This window comes from Flindersiella endophytica (assembly GCF_054779015.1).
This window is the reverse complement of sequence record NZ_BAAGYY010000036.1, coordinates 1-19252: the sequence shown is the minus strand read 5'-3', so window position 1 is coordinate 19252 and position 19252 is coordinate 1. Positions and strand designations below refer to the sequence as shown.

The following is a 19252-nucleotide window of genomic DNA, read 5'->3' as shown; positions in this document are numbered from 1 at the left end:
CTCAGGCTCCGCTCGTACGGCAGGCCGCGTGCACCGAGTCGTGGACCTGGAGGACGTGGCCCATCGCGGTCATGTCCAGCAGCCTCGCGACCGGAGCTGTCGGGGCTGCAAGAACGGGTTGACAACCGAGCTGGGTGGCACGACGGTACGCCGCGAGCAGCGCGCCGAGCCCGCTGGAGTCCATGTACGTCAGCCCGCTGAGGTCGACCACGACGGGCCGGCGCCACCGGTTGAGGGTCCTGCACAGGTAGGTCCGAAACGCCGCGGAGTTGGCCAGGTCGGACTCGCCGACCGGACGGACGACGACCCAGCCGGCGACCTCGGTTTCGGTGATGACCAGCTCCGTGGGAGCTTCGAGATACTTCACGGTGCCTCATCTCTGAGGTCCGCGACGTGCTGGTGATGCTCAGGGTGCCGCCGAGGCGGGCCTCGACCCCCCGCTCCAGCCGCGCGGCACGGGCAACTGAGGCGGAAACCCCAGGCACAACCCTGCCGGCGTCATGATCGGGGACCCGGCGACGGTTGCCACGCTACGCCCGAAATGTCGTCATGTCATCAGTCATATCCGCTAAGGCGCTTTCCCATTGCCGCAAGGCCCCGCCTGCGCCGCCGGCACCGACGGCGACCACGATTGGCGAGCCGAACCAGGGGTACCTGCAATCCTCCCGCCGCATCCGTCCTTCAGGTGGTGCTCCAGTCCGATGGCATACGAGTCCGGAAACCGCGGGTGGCGACCACCTCGCCACTCTCCCCGGAAGCCCTGCCTCTGCTCCGAACTCGAGCCTGCGAAGGGCACCGACCTCGGCCGCGTCGTGAAGGAGGCGTCGGTCGGGCAACTGCGGCAGCTGTGGCAGCTCGCCGGGGAGGAACTGCGGGCACGGCACCTGCCTGCCACGGTTGCGTCGATCGTGGAGCTTCGGCGACTGACCCTCGAGGAGCTGGCACTGCGCGACCCGGACGGCTTCGGCCGCTGGCTCGCCAACAGTTCGCGGATGAGCGAGCCGTGTACGCACGCATCGATCGATCACTGCGGTTGACCGCCCGACGACGTAGGCCGCGCCGGCCCGCTGTTGAGGCGCCGGTTTCCGGGTAGAGCGCCAGGGTGATTCCTGTGTCACGCGGCGCCGGCCCGGCAAACCGCCGTCGGAGCCGGCGATGAGACTTCGGCGGTCCGACTGCTCCGGGCCCGGCATCCGCAGGCGCCGCCGCGGGCGCGGCTTCAGCTACAAGTGGGACGACGGCACGGCGGTCGACGACGCCGAGGTGCGCCGGATCGAGCACCTGGTCGTTCCTCCGGCATGGAAGGACGTCTGGATCTGCCCGCACCACAACGGACATCTGCAGGCCGTGGGCACCGACACCGCCGGCCGGCGGCAATATCTGTACCACCCGGCTTGGCGGGAGAAGCAGGACGCCATCAAGCACGACCACGTACTGGTGATGGCCCGCGCCCTGCCGAAGGCACGTCGCCTCATCGACCACGACCTCCGATCGCGTGGCCTGAACCAACGGCGGGTGCTGGCCGCGGCCGGCCGGCTGCTGGATCTCGGCTTCTTCCGCGTCGGCGGCGACGAGTACGCCGAGAACGGGTCGTACGGTCTGGCCACATTGCGCCGGGACCATGTCACGATCGAGCGCGGCGGCACGGTCACGTTTCACTATGCCGGCAAGGGCGGAACCCAGCTCGAGCAGGGCGTCGCCGACCCGGGCGTCATCGACGTGCTGCGGCGCCTGCTCCGGCGTAACGACCCCAGTCCCGACCTGCTGGCGTACTGGCAGCACCGGGCCTGGCACGACGTACACAGCAGCGACATCAACACATACTTGCAGGACGTGTTCGGCAGGGAGGTCTCCGCGAAGGACTTCCGTACCTGGCATGCGACCGTCCTGGCTGCCGTCGGCCTGGCGGTCTCAGGAGCCTCCGCCAAGAGCCAGTCGGCCCGGAAGCGTGCGGTGGCGCGGGTCATGCGAGAGGTCGCCGGGTACCTGGGCAACACGCCCGCGGTGGCGCGGACTTCGTACGTGGATCCGAGGCTGGTCGACCGGTTCACCGAAGGCCGGACGATAGCGCCGGCCCTGCCGGAGCTGGGCAAGGACGTCGAACCAGGCCGGCTGGCCACCGAAGGCGCCGCGGAACAAGCCGTGCTCCGGCTGCTGAGCTGAGCAGGTTCCGCTGAAACCCAAACAGGCCGGGAAGCTGGCCGGCTTCTTCGACCTCGGCGGTGGGTGAAGTGGTGGATCCGCGCCAGAGCGACCCGCTTCTACTTCGGCGATGTCGTGCCGAAGCCCTCGGCCAGATCGACGAACCCAAGGAACAAAGGGCATCGAGACCAACCTGGTCCGGCTCGCCTCGTCATCGCCACGCCGACCTGGCAGCTGTCGCCGCGGACCTGAGCGGGCATCCGATCCCCGCGCACGGCCGACGCAGCGGCTGCCAGGTCGTTGAACCTCGCGTGATGTACAGGTTCGGCTGCGTATGGCTGGTTTCCAGCGGGGTATGGCGACGCTGAGCCGGATCTCGAGGGACGGTGAGCATGGCGGCCGACGCGCGCCGGGTGTGAGCATCGTCGACATGTCGAGCGAGAAGGCGTCCCCGGCCACACCGGCACGATTGCCGCGCGGCGGGTTGGACGGGAGAGGTGAACCGGACCGATGCTGGCTGACCTGCAGCGAGCCCTCTTGCCGGCCGCGGTCCCGGTTCTGTCCCGCGCCGACGTCGGAGCGACCTACCTCCTGCCCGCGGACGAGGCGTCTGCAGGAGGCGACTGGTTCGAGGCGATCGCGCTGAACGATGGCGAACTGGCGTTGGTCGTGGGCGACGTCGTCGGCCACGGAGTGGCCGCCTCGGTGACGATGGGCCGGCTGCGAGCGGTCCTGTCCGAACGGCTGCTGGCCGGTATGCGCCCGGCAGCGGCGTTGTCGGAACTGGACACGTTCGCGGCCAAGGTCGAAGGTGGCGAGGGAACCACCGTGTGCGTCGCCGTCCTGGACCCGGCGACGGGCGCGGTCAGCTACTCCTCCGCCGGACACCCGCCGCCCCTGCTGGTGTCGGCGGGCGGGGAGGTCAGCCGCTTTCTCGCACCGTCCCGAGGCGGTCCACTGGCCAGCGGTTCGCGGTACATCGAGCTGACGGCGACGCTCGCCGAGGGCGAGCTTCTGCTGCTCTACACCGACGGCATCGTCGAACGCCCCGGTGTCCCACCGAGTCGGGGGATGGTCGAACTCGCCCAGGCCGCCGCGGACTCGGCCGTGACACGGGTGCCGTCGGGCGGACGGCTCAGCGGACCGCGACCGAGCCGGCAGGGATCGGACGCACAACGCGTGTGTGACCAGACGTTGGAGCTGCTCGTCGGCGCGTCGGGCTACCGCGACGATGTCACGTTGCTGGCGGCTCGCCGGCGCGGCCGACGCCCAAGTCTCGAGCTCACGTTGCCGAACGCGGACGACGCGCCGGCCGCCGCGCGACGTGCGCTCGGCGAATGGCTCGGCGAGCTCGGGCTGGACGGGACCTTGCTGGCGGCGGTTCAGCAGGCGGTCACCGAGCTGGTTGTCAACGCGATCGAGCACGCGTACGTCGACGAGCCGGAGGCGAGCCAGGTCATCGGCGTCACCGGATCGCTGACCGATCAGAGCAGCGTGCTGGTCGCCGTCTCCGACAGCGGCCGGTGGCGCCGGCCGCGTACGGACGACTCGTCCGGTGGGCTGGGTCTGGCCGTTGCCGGCTCCTTCGCCGACCAGATGCACATCGACCGTGGCGAAGCCGGCACGACGGTCCGCCTGGTCCACGCCGTGCGACACGAGGTGAGGCTGCTCGCCTCGGGCGACGCACCGCGTACGCCCGCCGGACAGCAGGCCGCAGACTACGGCGAGCCGTTCGCCACGGAGCTGGCCGCCGAGGAGGCGGGTGCCCGTCTCATCGTGCGAGGAGTGGTCGACACCACCAACGCCGGCCAGCTGGATCACCTGCTGCGGACTGCCACGCTGGGCGGTACGACGTCACGGGCTGTCGACCTGTCCGGCGTCACGCTGCTCGCCAGCGCGGGCGTGCGGGTCTTGTACGCGGCACACCGCCGCTGTCTCCAGCACGCCCAGCGGCTGGACCTGATCGCCCCGGCCGGCAGCACGGCACAGCACGTCCTGGCTCTTGCCGCACTCCCCTACACCTGAGCCGCGTTCGGCGTTCACCGCAAGAGCGACGACTGGGGCGAACATGTCTCGCCGAGCATCTCGTACACCGGTATGAGCTCATCGATCGCCGTGACCTGGAAGACCTTGGCCACGGCCGGCCGCTTCGGTCAGCACCTCACCTGCCAGCGGATCCGGCCGCCCGGTGGTGGGATCGGCCAGCAGGAACTCCTCTTCCACACCGATCGTACCGCCACGCTCACGCGGCTTCCACAGCACGGTTTCGCGGTGACGGCCACTGGATGGGTTCTGCGCTGTCGCTGTCGATGGCGCGCCGGATTCGTTCCAGCGTTGTGCTGAGCAGCCGCGAGACGTGCATCTGGGAGATTCCGAGCTCCTCGGCGATCTCGGCCTGCGTGCGTTCGCCGTAGTAGCGCAGAACGAGGATGCGTCGTTCCCTGGCGGGCAGGTGGGCCAGCGCGTCCCGGACCGATTCGCGTTGTTCGACCAGGTCCATCCGGCTGTCGTCCTCGCCCACGGTGTCGGCGATGGTGCGGCCACCGTCGTCCGAACTCTGGTCCGGTGCGTCCAGGGAGATGGCGCTGTAGGCGCTGCTGCACTCGAGCGCATGCAGGACGTCGTCCTCTGCCACGTCGAGCTCGGCGGCCAGCTCGCGCGGTGTGGGTGCTCGGCTGAGCCGGGCTTGAAGCTTTTCGCGCGCCGGTCCGATCCGGCGGTAGAGGTCGTGCATCGCACGTGGGATGCGGACGGCCCAGCACTGGTCGCGGAAATAGCGACGCAGCTCGCCGAGGATCGTCGGGATGGCGAACGAGGTGAATCCGTTCCCTCGTTCGGGATCGTAACGCCTGGCAGCGAGAACCAAGCCAAGCATGGCGACTTGCACCAGCTCCTCGGCGGGCTCGCCACGACCGGCATAACGGTAGGCCAGCTTCCTGGCCAGTCCTATGTGTTGCTCGATCAGCTCTTCGGACAGAGAAGACGGAACGCCATCCGAGACTTGAGTGGTGTGATCAGTCGGCACGGAGACCCTTCAGTGGTTGTTCTCCTCGCCCCCGCGATCGTCCCCCTGACGGCTCCCCCGTCGCATCGCCGCTCAAACAGCGAAGCCCGATCCTTTGCCCTTGTGTGGTTCACGATTCGTGACTGCGCAGGTTCGTGGTGTCAACGTTCCAGGTCCACGAGCAGGCCGTAGTGACCGTTCATCGGAAGTGGTCGTGCAGCATCTCTTGGACCTCGTCGAGCCGGTCCAGGACCGCGAGGGCGGCCTCGTGCCGTGCTCGGCCGTATGCCAGCAGAGACGCGTCGACCACATTTGGCCGTTCCAGCGGCTCGACGAGCGTGTACGTCGAGGCCAGTGTCCACGCGCAGCCGACGGCGACGCTGGAGATGAGGTCGACCGGGCGGGCGGCGGGGTGCTCTTCCCGATAGGCGGCGAGGAGGTCGGGAAGCCCGGTGACCCACTGATCACCTGCGAGGACGGTCCCGGGATCGCATCCAATCCTCACGATCTCCCACGAGACGTAACGCTGCATCGGCGGCCAGAAGTCGATGATGGCCGCAACCTTGTCGTCGCGCAGCAGAACGTTCGGAGAAGCAAGGTCGCCGTGCACGATCTGCACGGTCAGCTGCGACAGGTTGCATGCCGTAGGCGCGGGCCAGCGTGTCGGCGACGTCTCCGAGTAGTTGCCCGTCATCCATATGTCCAACGCTATCCACACATCTGGGCCGGCCGAGGTCCTGATCGTTGCGTCGGCGCCTCACTGCAGACTGCCCTTGGACGTTGGAGGGGACGACGTTGGACTTCCGGTGGGAGGGTGTCACATCCGCGGGAGAAGTGGATTCTCCTTGGACATGAAGCAGCCCGACGAGGCCAGCCGATCCGCCAGCACGTGCGTCGCCGAGTCGCGGCTGATGATGTCGACGACATCGTGTCCGAAGTGTTCGCGGCGGCTTGGAAGCACCGGAAACGACTGCCAGGTCCAGGTGACGTGGAGGTTCCACTCGAACCAGCCCCGCGGCCACCGCGAAGTCCTGCCGCTGTGGACCGCACGGCTGGCGCCGAAGGTGGACGCGCACGACATCAACCATGACGGCGGCGACGTCACAGACGTACTGGTGACGTTCGAGGCGGCACCCGGCGCTGACACCGGAAGGATCAGCCAAGCCAGCCTCGAGGTCTCCACCGACGACGGCGCGACCTGGACGAAGGGCAGGCTGACGGCGGTCAGCGGGCGCACCTACGTCGCGGCGTTCCGTACACCCGCCGGGCCGGCTTGGCATCCCTACGGGCGAAGGCGATCGACTCGAAGGGCGACGAGGTGGAGCAAACCTTCGTCCACGCCTACCGCCTCACCGACTCACGTTCCGCTGGTTGACGAGCCTTGTGGATCGCAAGACGTGCCCTCCAGGCCGAGCCTGGAGGGCACACAAATCTGGGGCCGGCGCTCCGCGGTCAGAAGGTGGCGATCGGGTTGACCGGGCTGCCGGATGTGCCGGCGAAGCGGACCGGTGCGACTGCGAGCTGGAAGTCCCACTGGCCGAGCTCGGCAGCCGTCGTCGCGCAGGCCTCCAGGTCGCAGTTGTCGAGCAGCCACAGGCCCATCGCGACGAGACCCACGGTGTGAACCGGCATCGCCAGGTCGTCGTAGCCCGACGGCTGAACGTCCTGAGGGGTGTCGGCGCCGATCAGCGCGACCTCTCGTTCCCGCAACCACGGCAGGCAGGATGCGTGCCAGCCGGCCTGCGTGAAGTCGCCGGACGGACCGGAGTCGTGCCGGACGCGGCCATAGCCGGTACGCAGGAGTACGGCATCGCCGGATCGCACCCGCACGCCCTGGCGACGCTCGGCCTCCTCGAGATCCTCGGGAAACACACCGTCGCCTGGTTCCAACCACGGCACATCGCGAACCTTCGTGATGTCCAGCAGGACACCACGGGTGACGATCCCGTTCGCCGCCGCCGTGACGGCCCCCCACGCCGATCCCGTTTCGGCGTCGACCAACGAGTGCGACCGCCCGTTGTACATCATGCCGTCCCAGAAGATGTGGCACGGCGAGTCGACGTGGGTGATGGTGTTGCCGTGGAACAGGATGCCGAGCCGCTCGTTCGAATAGCCCCAGTGCCGGTCGTTGCGGAACCCGGGCAGCGGCATGTTCTCGGCACCCGGCAGGTCGGCGAAGCACGGGCACGCCGTCGTCGACCGCTCCATCTCTTCAGGTACGGCGACCTCCCATCCGCACGACACGCTCCTGCCATGGCGCACGGCCCGCGCCGCCGCCAGCCGGACGTCGTCGGTGATGTGGTTCAGCGTCCCGAGCTCGTCATCGTCGCCCCACCGTCCCCAGTTCGACAACGTGTCGAAGTACCCGAGCACGTCGTCCTGTGTGGGCATCGCTCGCCCTGCCGTCATCCCGGCATCGACTCCCTTCGGTCACGCGGGTCGGGCCCAAGCAGGTAGGGAATCCCGCCCTCTTCTCAGGCCTGCCAAGACCCGCTGAACCGGCATGACACTACATCAGCGGACCAGCAACCGGCCGGTCAGGAGGACGGGCCGGCACACCTGCCGTGCCGTGTGCGAGCTCAGCGAGAGCGATGGCCGGCCGGTCTGATCGGCGGGTCAGAGGACGGCGATCCAGGCGTCCATGCGTTCTCTGAGCATGCCGGCGGTCAGGTCGGCCCTGCCGATGCCGTGGTAGTTCGGAAGCCAGGACTCGACCGCGGAGGTGGCTTGGGCGGCAGCTTGGACGTCCCAGGCGTTGACGTCGGGCAACGGTTGACGGGAGTGGTGTTCGTACTCCGCGAGGAAGTGCTCGGCCGCATCGGGCGACCCGAGCAGGACGAGATCGAGACGACACCATGCGACATCGACGCCTCGGGGCGCGTTCCGGGCACCTGACCAGTCGACGATGCCGGTGAGTTGGCCCGCGTCCCAGAGGGCGTTCCCACACCAGTAGTCGTAGTGGGTCAGCACCGTCTCACTCGTGTCGAGGCGATCCCACTCACGTCTTGCACGAGCGGCGATTTCGGAGTCTCCGGACGGCGGACGTGCGGGGGCGGTGCGTAGCCCGGTGCCCTCGAGTTGGTGGACGCGCGCCAGCGCCGCGGCCAGCTGCGAGGCGACGGCTTCCAACGGCAGCGTCGGCTCGGGCGCGGTGCCGGATATCGCCGAGGTGACGATGACCGGTTGCGGGAAGTCTTCGCTGTGGGCTACGAACTGCGGGACCAGGGCACCAAGTGAGCTCACGCGTTCCAGGATCTCCGCTTCCCGCGCCGCGGCGTCATCGGCCGGCGGGAACGCCCTCACGACATACTGCGAAGTGGCGTCGGCGACCAGCAGGGTCGTGGCATGCTGACCGCCGGCGAGTGGACGTACCAGCTCGACCTCACGTCCGAGCAGCTTGGACGCGGCTGCCGTGATCTCCTTCTGCTCCTCAGCTGTCACGATCGCGCGGGTGGCTTGAACCACTGGTTGCGCGCGGAGTCGGGCCAGTGAGTCTGGACGCCCTGTGCGCGCAGGAGGTCCTGCAGGTCGTTCAGCCGCGATGTCCACACCGACCGTGGATCGGTGTTGTTCGCGATGCAGTACGCGGCCAGCACGCCGGCCGACTCGCCGATGTTCCACTCGGTGGGGTGCAGCCGGTAGGCGCCGTTCGTGACGTGGGTGGCGCTGATCGTCTTGCCGCCGGCCAGGAGGTTGTCGATGTTGCGCGACAGCATCGCCGACAGTGGGATCTGGTACGGATAGCACCGCGTCCACAGACCGTACTGGTTCTTCAGACCGGGATGGATGTCGATCCAGTAGTGCCCGGCGCCAACGGTGTCCGGGAAGTCCGCGGCCGTCAGCTCCTCGGCCGGTTTGCCGAGCAGGGCAACTCGATTGTCGACACCGATCTGCCACTCGTAGATGCGCTCGAGACCGAGCATGCGGCGTGCTTCGCGGATGTACGGCACCTTCGCGACACCGTCGAACGTGCCGGAGACGTCCGGCCGCGGCCGCAGCGCGGGATAGCCGTGGCCGTCGTCGTCCGGGTGCGGGATCTCGTTCTGCAGGTAGTACAGCAGGCAGAGCGACAGCTCCTTGCCCGCTTGAATGTTCTCCCGCCGCTCGGCCTCGGTGACGTCGAGCAGGTTGCCGGTTTTGAAGTCGTTGCACGGATAGTTGATCAGCGACACCTCTTCGGCGAAGGTGTTCGGCAGGAAGCTGGTCAGCGCCGCGACGCGCCTGTACTGCCAGTAGTTCGGGCCTTCTGAGAACGGGTAGTCGCGTCGCGGGTCGAAGAGATTGCCGGCGAAGAACTCCTGGAACGACGCGCGGTATTTCCGGTAGGCCGGTTGCTTACCGATCCGGTGGTCGCCGCCTGCCCGGTTGTATCCCAGCGCGAGCACCATCGTGAAGCACTGCTGATCGACCGGATCCGCGCCGGGGTTGGTGTTGTGCAGCTCGTTGGTGCCGGACGGGCCGCCGGCCTCACGGCCCACAACGGAGTCCGCCCCGGCCAGCGGCAGCAGGTCGCCGAACTCCGTGGCCTCCACGACGTACGCCCCGCTGACCGTACGCGCCACACCGTCCGGCCCGACCAGCCGTACCGAGGTGATCCGCCCGTTCTCCACCGACGCGCCCTGCGGCCGGTGACCGAGCAGGATCTCGAGCTTGCCCGCCGCGACGTAGGGCAGCAGGAGGTTCCACAGGCACACCCGCCACACCGCCGGGTCCGCCGCCAGCCGCGAGACCCAGGCGTTGCCGGGGTTGGGCTGGTTCTGGCTCTTGAACGCGGCCGTGACGGGATAGTACGTCTTGTAGTACTGGCGAACGGCCGCGCGAAGGTTCTTGTACGCCGCGGTCTGGCCGTACGCACCGGTGTTGGGCTCGATCCAGCGGTGTTCGTCCGGCGGGACGAGCTGGGTGGTGAACTGCCCGCCGATCCAGTCCGTGCTCTCGGTGAGCACGACCGTCGCGCCGTTGCGCAGCGCCCCGAGCGCGGCGGCGACGCCGCCGGCTCCCCCGCCGATCACGACGACCTGCGCCTCGAGCTCCTCCAGCGTGTACGTTTCGCCTGCCGCATAGGCCGCCTCGTAGTCGCCGAACGTCAGCGCGCCAACCGCTGTGACACCCGCGCCGCCAAGGAGCATTCTTCGCGAAAACGACATCCCCCAGCCCTCCCAGGCCGATTGCCGGTCAGCGCTCCACAGTAGCCGGGCCGGATGGCTCGGGCCCCCGCCGATCGCAATGCCGACGACGCCGCCGGCCTCCCATAGTCCGGTGCCGTCCAGTGCCTGCTGCCGCCAAAGCCATGCCACGATCTGTTCACTCTGAGGACCAGAGTCACCTACGTTGTCAGGACGAGCTCGCGCATCGCGTGGATGGCGGCGCGGACGTCTGCCTCGGGTGGTGGGGCCATCCAGCCGTACGCCGCGGTCGGGAACCGGCCGCGGTACAGGCCGGCGTAGGCGAACAGGTTGTCGCGGGCGTTCTGCTCTGGCGTGACGGGTTCGCCGATCAGGCCGCGAGCCTCGTACGACAGCGCGATCCGGTCGGCCAACCATTCCGGTACCGCAGGTGCGGGTGCGGGCTCGAGCCGCGCGACGGCCAGGAGGTGGTCGGCGAAGCCAGCGGCACCGTGTCTTCGCGCGCGGGCTTCGAACAGCGTCCAATGCCTGCCGAGGGAGCCGGATCGTTCGCCCCAGCCCTCGGTGGCGATCTCGGAGACGACACCCGCGGCGCGGCGGACCGCGATCCAGGCGCCGACCCGGTCGCCCTCCTCCGTGAGTCGTTCGGCCTGGGCGAGCAGCTTCCGCCCGAGGTCACGCAACGCCGCGATCCGGCGGGAGACGACGGGCTCGGCGAAACGCCACCTCGTTGACAGCTCCAGCAGTGCCGCCGCCGCGCCGTTGTCGCGGTGCGGTGTGCCGCCGTAGACCTTGTCGAGACCGAACAGCCAGCGGCTGTCGTCCATGCGCGCCGGGATGTCGCCGGGGTCGCGGACCTCGGCCTCGTCGAAGCTGAGCCGCCCGGCATCCACAGCGGTGTAGATGCCGCTGGTGCCCCACATCTCGCTCATCTGATAGGCGCACATGGACACCTCGGCCGCCACCTCGGGGATCGCTCGCCCGGCGCTGACCACGATCACGTCGAGGTCGCTGAGCGGCCAGTGCTGCCCGCGCCCGTAACTGCCGCCCAGTACGAGCCCGACGACGCCTGGCACCGCCGCAAGCGCGTCGAGGGCCTCCTCGGCCCGGGCGCTCAGTCGTTCGCGCCAGTGCCGTAGTCGCGGATCGGTTGCGCCGTCGCCCATCCGGCACAGCCTGCCATACGAGAGACAACGCGCCGATTAGCGACTTGTTAGAGGCGCCTGCCAGCCTGCGGGACGGACCTCTTCGTATCGAGGCGTCACCGTCTACGTGGGCGGCATCAACCGCGGGTGCTCCCGACCGAACCTGACTGCAGCGTACAGCCGGCGAGAAACCGAGCCGTTGGTTGCGTTGCCGAATCGACGACGTTCGGCAGCGCGGACTTTGGAAAGGAGCCTGCGATGCGTTACAGCGAGTAGATCAACAACGATCAACAACAACGTGACACGGTTCGCCAGTGTCGATTGGGCCATGTCGGACTCGAATTTCCTCGAGTCCGACATGCTCTTCCACTCAAAAGGCCGTACCAGCTCCCGAGGAACGTCCCATGGTCTCCCTTGTCCAGTACGACCCGCTTGACAGTTCGACTCTGGCCAACCCTTACCCGGTTTACGCCGCCCTGCGGTCTTCGGAACCCGTGCACTGGCACGAGACGATGCAGGGCTGGGTGCTGTCGCGCTACCGCGACTGTCAGATGGTGCTTCAAAACCCTGGAGTCTTCGCCGCCGACTGGCGACGAGCGGGCGAGACGGTATCCGAGCCCTGGCTCAGCATGCAGACCCTGGACCCGCCGGACCATGGCCCGTTGCGCAGCCTCTTCACCAAGGCGCTGCGCGCCCAGGACCTGGAGGCGATAGGCAGACACGGCGAGGCGTTCGTCGGCGAACTGCTCGACTCCCTTGCGGACAAGCCGCGATTCGACCTCATAGAGGACGTCGTCGAACCGCTCGCGCTGTCGACCATTTCGGAGCTGATGGGCATCGACTCCCCGGACGTGGCGACCTTCGCGTCCATATCGAACGCCATTGTGCGCAGCATGGACACCGGCCTGGCCCCCGAGAACCCCGAAGACGGATCCCAGACCAGAGCCGAGCTCAGGAAAGAGGGGGTCGAAGCCCGTGGCCGGCTCAGCGAGCTGGTCGAGTCCTGGTTCGTCGCCAACCCGCGCCCCGGGCTGCTGAGTCACCTCGCCGGTAACCGCGGCGGCACTGACATCCCCGAGTCGTACATCCGCAACACCGTGCGCGTCGTCTTCCTGTCGGGATACAGCTCGATCGTCGCGGGCGCCGGAAACGCCATGCTGACCCTGCTGGAAAGCCCTGAATCACTCGAGGCCATGCGCGACCCGAGACTCTTGTCCAGCGGCTTCGACGAGCTGATGCGCTACGACTCCTCGGTGCAGGGAACCAGCCGGATGGTCACCGAACCCACCGTCGTCGGCGACGTCCCGCTCACGCGCGGAGACGTCGTCGTCATGCTCTTCGGCGCCGCCAACCGCGACCCGGAGAAGTTTCCCCACCCGGACGAGCTGATACTCGACCGCTCGCCCAATCAGCACCTGGCGTTCGGCCGCGGCCCACACACCTGCATCGGGAACCTGTTCACCAAGATGACCCTGCAGGCCCTCATCAAGGCCGTCCAACGGCGTTCGGCACCCCTGCGGCCGGCCGCGACGCCCCGTCGCCATCGCACTGCCACCATGCGCTATCTGGCGACCCTGCCAGTCACGTTCCAGACTGCCGACTCCGAGTGACCGGTACCGCGCCGCCGGCGCTGCGGGGCGGCGTCCGGAGTTTCATCGTCAAAGCCGTCCCTCCGGCCGGTCCAGTGCGCGGGCTGACGGTGTCCACGTCGCTGACCACGCTCGGCGACGGACTGTTCGCCACCATCAGCGTCTTGTTCTTCCACCGCGTCATGGGCCTGCCCTTGGTGGAGGTGGGTCTCGGCCTCACCCTCGCCAGCTTGGCGGGCCTGCTCGTGGCGCTGCCGATCGGTCACCTGGCCGACCGCGTCGGCGCCAGACGCGTCCTGGTCGTACTCACCTTCGCCGCCGGCCCGGCGGTGCTGTGCTATCTCGTCGCCGGATCGTTCCTGGCGTTCGTCCTCACGGCCTGCCTGGTCGGGATCATCCAGCGTGGATGTCGCACCGTCCTGCCCGCACTGGTCGCCGTGATCGCCTCGCCGGAGGAACGGGTGGTGGCCCGAGCGCACCAGCAGGTTGCCAGCAACATCGGGATCTCACTCGGCGCCGGGGCCGCCGGGATAGCCCTGTACGTCGACAACCGAACCGCGTACGAGGCGCTCCTGGTCGGCGCCGCACTCGCCTACGTGGGTTCAGCGCTCGTGCTGAACCGCATCCCGGTGCGACTTCCGGCCGCCACCCTCGGCGAGCGGCCGCCGGCGTGGGCCGCGCTGAAGAACGTGCGGTTCCTGAGGTTCACCGCCCTGAACTCGGTGCTGTTCTTCAACAGCGGGCTGATGGAGATCGCCCTCCCCCTGTGGCTGGTCACCTACACCAGGGCGCCGGACTGGCTGCTGAGCGTCCTGATCGTGATGAACACGATCATTGTGGTGATCTTCCAGGTGAACGTCAGTTCCCAACGCAGCAACAAGAACCCGGGTGCGTGGGCGCGCATCTCGCGGCTGGGCGGACTCTTCCTCGGCCTCGCCTGCCTGCTGTACGGCACCGCCGGATGGGGAAACACCCTGGTGGCGGCTGGAGTTCTCGTCCTGGCGATGCTGGCCCACACCTGGGGCGAGATGTATCAAGTCGCCGGCGAATGGGGACTCAGCTTCCAGCTCGCACACCAGCACGCACCCGGCCAGTACCAAGGAGTCGTGGCCATGGGCCGCAGCGCCACGAGCGTCGTCGCTCCCATGGCCCTGGTCGCCGTCGTCGAGGCGGGCCAGGCCGGGTGGATCGTCCTCGCCGCCGTGTTCGTCGCTGCCGGGCTCGCTATGCCCGCAGCGACAGACAGGTCCGCCGGCGACCGATGACTTCTGGCCGCCACCTCGGTCTACCGCTTGGACGGACGCACTCAGGAACAGAAGAAGGACCCGATCATGGCGACGATCAGCGATGTCAGGCCACTCGGAACGGAGCTGGAGCGCTCCTACGAGGTGTATGTGCGTGCCAGGCTGAAGTTCCGGGTCAAGCAGATCGTCTACGTGGCGTTCTCCCTCGACGAGACCGTCATGGAGTTCGCGTTTCCCAAGGAGGAACGAGCAGCGCTCGTCGCGGCCGAGCCACACAAGTTCCAACTGCCGTCGACATCCGACCTACGGTTCAACTGGGTCCATGCCGACCTCACAGCCCTAGACCCAGCGGAAGCCCGCGAGCTCGTCGTCGACGCTTGGCGCATGGTCGTGCCGCAGAAGGTCTCCCGTGCCTACGACGAAGCTCACCCCCATGGTCCTGCCTGAGCCGCCGCGCGTCGAGGATCGCGTGATCGCGGCGGCGGTGTGCGCGGCCTTTCGGTGGGCTAGACGATCTATGACCTGAGTCCGGCTGTGGTCGCCGCGCCCTGGATGATCACCCGCAGGCAATCGCGGAAGAGGTCGTCGGGTGTGCGGTCGGCTTGGAAGTATTCGGTGATCCCGGCCACGACGGTCGGGTAGGCCTTGGCGAAGGATTCCAGGTCGAAGTCCTGCGCGGACTCCGCGGTGGGACGGCCGGTCTGTTCTTCCAGGACGTGGCCCACGGTGAAGTGCTCCACGGTCAGGACGATCAGGCGGGCCTGCCGCAAGGGAACCTCGCGGGCGACCAGGGTGCTGATCGCGAGTTCGGAGATGGCGGCCATTCTCAGCGAGAGCTGCGAGGTCGAGATCAGCCGCGCGCCGTCCGGATGGGCCAGCAGCGCTCGGCGCAACTGCTCGGCGAGGCCGGCCAGCCACTCCTGCCAGTGCTCCTCGGGCTTCGGAGGCACCATCTCGGGGAACTGCTGCTCGAGGACGGCATCTGCGATCGCGGTGATCAGGGCGGCCTTGTTGGGCAGGTACCAGTAGAGCGTGGGCTGCTGCACGCCGAGCCTGGCCGCGAGCTTGCGCAGCGTCACCCCGTCCAGGCCGTCCGCGTCGAGCAGCGCGACGGCCTCGCTGACGATCTGCCGCTTGTCCAACGCCATTGGTACCACCTCCTCCACGGTCACTCTATCAGTGATTGAGACCGCTCTCGATCGGTGATAGAGTCCTCGTCTATCACCGATAGAGACCTCTCGAAGGACAGTGACTCACGATGACCGACAGACGTTCGCTCCTCGACGCCCTGCATGAGGCAACCCACCGCCTCCCTGGCGTTCCCGCTCACGTGAACCAGCCGGCCGGGCACCACGGCGACACCCACCACGACCGTCCGGCGCACACCTCGACCACCGAGCGCCATCGGACTGCCCGCACGTGGAACCACTCACGAGCCCGGGCCCCTCGCGTGCTGGTGGCCTGGCAGCGACGGATCGCCACGTTCTTCGGTCAGGAGCTGTCATGAAGGCGGCGGTCGTGCACGAGGTCGGAGACGTTCCTCGCTACGAGGACTTCCCGGACCCGGTGCCGCAGGAGGGTGAAGTCCTCATCCGGGTGCGGGCGGTCGCGGTCGAGAACGTCGACAAGGCGATCGTGAACGGCGAGCACTATGCCGCCGGCACGTACCTCACCGAGTTCCCGATGATCCCCGCGTTCGACGGTGTCGGCGAACTGGAGGACGGGACGCTGGTGACCTTCGGCAATCCCCGCCCGCCCTACGGCGCACTCGCCGAGCTGTGTGCGGTGGACGCGAGGATGACAAAGCCGATCCCAGAGGGCATCGACCCGGCCGTACTGTCCGTGATGAGCGCGGCCGTCACCGCCATGTCCGTCAAGGTGGGCGGCGAGCTCGAAGCCGGCCAGACGGTGCTCGTGCAGGGAGGGACGGGGGTCGCGGGCCGGCTGACGATCAAGATCGCCAACCTGCTCGGCGCCGGCCGAATCGTCGCCACCGGCCGCGACGACACCCAGCTCCGCGAACTACGAGAGCTCGGCGCCGACACCGTGATCAACACCGCCGTACCCGAGGCGGACCTGCTGCGGGCATACCAGGTCAGCAAGGGCGAGGGCTACTACGTGATCGCGGACTACCTGTGGGGCAAGCCCACCGACGTCCTGCTGCGCGCGCTGATCCCGGACACCTTCGCTCTCGGGAAGCGGACCCGGCTGATCCAGATCGGCGAGCTTGCCGGCGCCCGGGTCACCCTGCCCGCCGCCAGCCTGCGCACCTCGGGACTGGAAATCATCGGCGCGGCCAAGGGCTTCAACGCCGAGACCATCGCCCAGGCGTACGAGCAGGTTCTGACCTGGACCCGCGCGGGCGAGCTCACCTTCGATGTGGAGAAGGTACCGCTCAACGACATCGAGGTCGCCTGGCAACGCACCGACCTGCGCGGCAAACGGCTCGTCGTGCTGCCGTAGCCGGCCTCGTCTTCGATCCGTTGATAGATTCCTGCGGTGAGTGAACAGCTGCCCGGCGGCATCCAACGATCACCCGCCGAGATCAAAGCCAGGTGGTCCTCCTGTTGGACGCCGAGCGAGATCGCACATCACCTGACCGGCATCGCTGCGCCCTGGTGCGTGGCCGCGGGCTGGGCGCTGGATCTGTTCCTCGGCAGGCAGACGCGCAAGCACGGCGACATCGAGATCGCGATCCCCGCCGCACGCTTTCCTGAGGTCCGCGATCGCTTCCAGCGACATCATCCACCACACCCGGGACGGCATCCCGTACCTCGCGCCCGAACTGGTCCTGCTGTTCAAGGCGAAAAACGTCCGCCCAAAGGACCAGGCAGACTTCAACGAAACCGTCCCACACATGACCCCAGCTCAGCGCGAAACGCTTGCCGAGCTACTCGATCGTGCACACCCGGAACATCACTGGCTCGTGGCCTTGTAACCCAGCTCCAGAGAGCGTGCTGGAGCGATCTGGGCAGTGCGGTCGTCACCCGACAACGGAACCCGCCGTTGTCGGGTGCCGACAGTTCCGGCCGGTAGCCTTGCCTTTGTGACCAGGGCAGAGAGTGGCGACGGGGAGCCGAGGCTGACAGCTCGGGGCGCGGCGACGAGGCGGCGCATCATCGAGGCCGCGGCCGAGCTGATGTACGTGAAGGGTGTCAGTTCGACCACTCTGGACGATGTCCGGGCCGCGAGCGGCACGAGCAAATCCCAGCTCTACAACCACTTCGCCGACAAAGAGCAGCTGGTCCGCGCCGTGGTCTCGGTGCGTGCGGAGGAGATCCTGGAGCGCGAGCAGGCTGCGCTACGACGCCTCAGATCGTTCAGTGGCCTGGTTCGGTGGCGGGACGCGCTCGTCCAGCGCAACGCACTGCAAAAGGGCGCGTACGGCTGCGTCATCGGCTCGATCGCCGGAGAGGTCTCCGACCAGGACGAGGTCGCTCGCATGGCCCTGGCGGAGACCTTCGAAGAGTGGGAACGGCTCATCGAGGCCGGCCTGCGCCGCATGCAGGACGCCCGGACACTCGCCGGCGACGCCGACCCTCACAAGCTCGCGGTCGGGCTGATGGCAGCGCTGCAAGGGGGTTACCTGCTGGCCCAGGCCGCACACGACGTCACACCCATGGAGATCGCACTCGACATGGCGCTCGATCAGGTCAGGACATTCGTCCCGGACTGACATCGGCGTTCTCCGAGCCGATTGTTTCCGACCTGAATGGACGCTACAGTCCATGCGCGGCGGCTGCGCTTGCCTATATGCTCACGCCAGGCGGTCCCTTGGCGTGGACTATTTAGTCCATGTATCGTGGTCGTGACACGCCTGGAACGCGTGCCGTGGTCAAGGGCTGGATAACAGGAAGGTGCCGAGATGAAGGCGATCGTGGTAACCGACGAGGCCGCGGGAACGGCCGGGATGACGCTGACCGACCGGCCCGAGCCGCCTGCCGCGATCAACGACGTCATCGTTCAGATTCATGCCGCGGGATTCGTCTCGACCGAGCTGGAGTGGCCCTCGACCTGGGCCGATCGCGCCAACCGTCGTCGAACGCCGGCCATCCCCGGGCACGAGCTGGCCGGAGTCGTCACCGCCCTCGGCTACGGCACGACGGGACTGTCGGTGGGACAGCGGGTGTTCGGCCTCGCCGACTGGCACCGCGACGGCACGCTGGCGGAGTATGTGGCGATCGAGGCACGCAACCTCGCACCGCTCCCGGGCGACGTCGACTTCATCGTAGGCGCGTCCCTGCCGATCTCGGGTCTGACCGCGTGGCAGGGACTGTTCCAGCACGGTCGGCTTCAGGCGGGGCAGAGCGTCCTCGCCCACGGTGCGGCCGGCGCGGTCGGAACGATGGTGACCCAGCTCGCCCGCGAGGCCGGAGCGTACGTCATCGGCACCGGGCGCGCCGCCGACCGTCAAAAGGCGCTCGACTTCGGCGCGCAGGAGTTCGTCGACCTCGAGAACGACGCGCTGGAAGATGTCGGCGCGGTCGACGTGGTCTTCGATGTCATCGGCGGCGGCATCCAGGAACGCTCCGCGGCCCTGATCAAGTCCGGAGGCACGCTGGTGTCCGTCGTGGGCCCGGTCGAGACCCGCCCCACTGACGGCCTGGCGGTGGATTTCGTCGTGGAGGCCGATCGCACCCAGCTGGGTGAGATCGTGCAGCGGGTGCGGGACGGCCGGCTGCGTACGAACATCGGAACCACCGTATCCCTCGACGACGCCGTCGCAGCGCTCAACTCGACCGAGCGACGCAAGGGCAAGTCGATCGTCAGCGTTCGTAGGTGAGTTCGTGAGAGTCCAGAGCGCAAGGTCGGCTTCCCGGCACGCCACCTGACCGCACCGCGCCCGTCCACCACCCCAATCTTGCAAAAGAGCGAACCGCTGGGGCCGCGCCAGCGCTGGGGTGTGTTTCGCTAACGGTGTTTCCGGCGGCTTGTTAGTAGGTCTCCGCAGCCGGGAACCGGTCTGCGAAGGTGATGGAGAACGCGTTCAACGCCGGCTTCC

21 protein-coding genes are annotated in these 19252 nt (G+C 68.1%); 11 read left to right on the top strand and 10 right to left on the bottom strand.

Annotated elements, in window-relative coordinates; translation table 11 throughout:
* Position 1: 1 nt before the first annotated feature.
* Positions 2-367, bottom strand: a complete 366-nt coding sequence (locus ACYVF6_RS38480; protein WP_460529082.1) for an STAS domain-containing protein — start codon at positions 365-367, stop codon at positions 2-4.
* A gap of 334 nt (positions 368-701) precedes the next feature.
* Between ACYVF6_RS38480 and ACYVF6_RS38475 the strand changes: the two genes are divergently transcribed.
* The 3 genes from ACYVF6_RS38475 (at position 702) to ACYVF6_RS38465 (ending at position 4167) form a co-directional block, all read left to right on the top strand.
* Complete coding sequence (locus ACYVF6_RS38475) at positions 702-1037, top strand: hypothetical protein (protein ID WP_460529080.1); 336 nt, start codon at positions 702-704, stop codon at positions 1035-1037.
* 118 nt (positions 1038-1155) lie between these two features.
* On the top strand, positions 1156-2163 hold the full coding sequence (locus tag ACYVF6_RS38470) for a DNA topoisomerase IB (protein WP_460529078.1): 1008 nt from the start codon (positions 1156-1158) through the stop codon (positions 2161-2163).
* A 489-nt stretch (positions 2164-2652) separates the two neighbouring features.
* Positions 2653-4167 carry a SpoIIE family protein phosphatase gene (locus ACYVF6_RS38465; RefSeq protein WP_460529076.1) on the top strand — a complete coding sequence of 505 codons (1515 nt, stop codon included), beginning with the start codon at positions 2653-2655 and terminating at the stop codon, positions 4165-4167.
* Between the two features lie 78 nt (positions 4168-4245).
* Here the strand turns inward: ACYVF6_RS38465 and ACYVF6_RS38460 are convergent, their stop codons facing one another.
* The 8 genes from ACYVF6_RS38460 to ACYVF6_RS38425 form a co-directional block, all read right to left on the bottom strand.
* The gene (locus tag ACYVF6_RS38460; protein WP_460529074.1) at positions 4246-4404 is read right to left on the bottom strand and encodes a hypothetical protein; all 159 of its coding nucleotides are present in this window, start codon (positions 4402-4404) and stop codon (positions 4246-4248) included.
* The gene (locus ACYVF6_RS38455; protein ID WP_460529072.1) at positions 4385-5167 is read right to left on the bottom strand and encodes a sigma-70 family RNA polymerase sigma factor; all 783 of its coding nucleotides are present in this window, start codon (positions 5165-5167) and stop codon (positions 4385-4387) included. The genes ACYVF6_RS38460 and ACYVF6_RS38455 overlap by 20 nt, the downstream gene beginning before the upstream one ends.
* Before the next feature lie 178 nt (positions 5168-5345).
* On the bottom strand, positions 5346-5840 hold the full coding sequence (locus ACYVF6_RS38450) for an aminoglycoside phosphotransferase/kinase family protein (protein WP_460529070.1): 495 nt from the start codon (positions 5838-5840) through the stop codon (positions 5346-5348).
* A 123-nt stretch (positions 5841-5963) separates the two neighbouring features.
* Positions 5964-6383 (bottom strand): hypothetical protein, encoded by a 420-nt coding sequence (locus ACYVF6_RS38445; RefSeq protein ID WP_460529068.1) that lies wholly within the window; start codon positions 6381-6383, stop codon positions 5964-5966.
* Positions 6384-6598: 215 nt separating this feature from the next.
* Positions 6599-7555: a cyclase family protein gene (locus ACYVF6_RS38440; protein ID WP_460529066.1), complete on the bottom strand. Its 957-nt coding sequence runs from the start codon at positions 7553-7555 to the stop codon at positions 6599-6601.
* 207 nt (positions 7556-7762) lie between these two features.
* Positions 7763-8587 (bottom strand): phosphotransferase family protein, encoded by an 825-nt coding sequence (locus tag ACYVF6_RS38435; RefSeq protein ID WP_460529064.1) that lies wholly within the window; start codon positions 8585-8587, stop codon positions 7763-7765.
* Complete coding sequence (locus tag ACYVF6_RS38430) at positions 8584-10443, bottom strand: FAD-dependent oxidoreductase (protein ID WP_460529062.1); 1860 nt, start codon at positions 10441-10443, stop codon at positions 8584-8586. The genes ACYVF6_RS38435 and ACYVF6_RS38430 overlap by 4 nt, the downstream gene beginning before the upstream one ends.
* Positions 10444-10472: 29 nt before the next feature.
* Positions 10473-11438 (bottom strand): nucleotidyltransferase family protein, encoded by a 966-nt coding sequence (locus ACYVF6_RS38425; protein ID WP_460529060.1) that lies wholly within the window; start codon positions 11436-11438, stop codon positions 10473-10475.
* Between the two features lie 383 nt (positions 11439-11821).
* Here ACYVF6_RS38425 and ACYVF6_RS38420 point away from each other — a divergent pair, with 383 nt between their 5' ends.
* The 3 genes from ACYVF6_RS38420 to ACYVF6_RS38410 all read left to right on the top strand — a co-directional run bounded on the left by ACYVF6_RS38420 (position 11822) and on the right by ACYVF6_RS38410 (position 14697).
* Positions 11822-13027, top strand: a complete 1206-nt coding sequence (locus tag ACYVF6_RS38420) for a cytochrome P450 (protein WP_460529058.1) — start codon at positions 11822-11824, stop codon at positions 13025-13027.
* Positions 13024-14271 carry an MFS transporter gene (locus tag ACYVF6_RS38415; RefSeq protein WP_460529056.1) on the top strand — a complete coding sequence of 416 codons (1248 nt, stop codon included), beginning with the start codon at positions 13024-13026 and terminating at the stop codon, positions 14269-14271. The genes ACYVF6_RS38420 and ACYVF6_RS38415 overlap by 4 nt, the downstream gene beginning before the upstream one ends.
* Positions 14272-14337: 66 nt before the next feature.
* The gene (locus ACYVF6_RS38410; RefSeq protein ID WP_460529054.1) at positions 14338-14697 is read left to right on the top strand and encodes an MmcQ/YjbR family DNA-binding protein; all 360 of its coding nucleotides are present in this window, start codon (positions 14338-14340) and stop codon (positions 14695-14697) included.
* A 68-nt stretch (positions 14698-14765) separates the two neighbouring features.
* On the opposite strand, the gene ACYVF6_RS38405 is transcribed toward ACYVF6_RS38410, so the two are convergent.
* Positions 14766-15398 (bottom strand): TetR family transcriptional regulator, encoded by a 633-nt coding sequence (locus tag ACYVF6_RS38405; RefSeq protein WP_460529052.1) that lies wholly within the window; start codon positions 15396-15398, stop codon positions 14766-14768.
* A gap of 110 nt (positions 15399-15508) precedes the next feature.
* On the opposite strand from ACYVF6_RS38405, the gene ACYVF6_RS38400 reads away from it, so the two are divergent.
* The 5 genes from ACYVF6_RS38400 (at position 15509) to ACYVF6_RS38380 (ending at position 19033) form a co-directional block, all read left to right on the top strand.
* Positions 15509-15757, top strand: a complete 249-nt coding sequence (locus ACYVF6_RS38400; RefSeq protein WP_460529050.1) for a hypothetical protein — start codon at positions 15509-15511, stop codon at positions 15755-15757.
* Positions 15754-16713 (top strand): quinone oxidoreductase family protein, encoded by a 960-nt coding sequence (locus ACYVF6_RS38395; RefSeq protein WP_460529048.1) that lies wholly within the window; start codon positions 15754-15756, stop codon positions 16711-16713. Before ACYVF6_RS38400 ends, ACYVF6_RS38395 begins: the two co-directional genes overlap by 4 nt.
* Positions 16714-16749: 36 nt before the next feature.
* A complete protein-coding gene (locus ACYVF6_RS38390; protein WP_460529046.1) occupies positions 16750-17286 on the top strand; it encodes a nucleotidyltransferase domain-containing protein in 537 nt (178 codons plus the stop codon).
* Positions 17287-17296: 10 nt separating this feature from the next.
* On the top strand, positions 17297-17926 hold the full coding sequence (locus tag ACYVF6_RS38385; RefSeq protein ID WP_460529044.1) for a TetR/AcrR family transcriptional regulator: 630 nt from the start codon (positions 17297-17299) through the stop codon (positions 17924-17926).
* 189 nt (positions 17927-18115) lie between these two features.
* A complete protein-coding gene (locus tag ACYVF6_RS38380; RefSeq protein ID WP_460529042.1) occupies positions 18116-19033 on the top strand; it encodes an NADP-dependent oxidoreductase in 918 nt (305 codons plus the stop codon).
* The last annotated feature ends 219 nt before the right edge of the window (positions 19034-19252 follow it).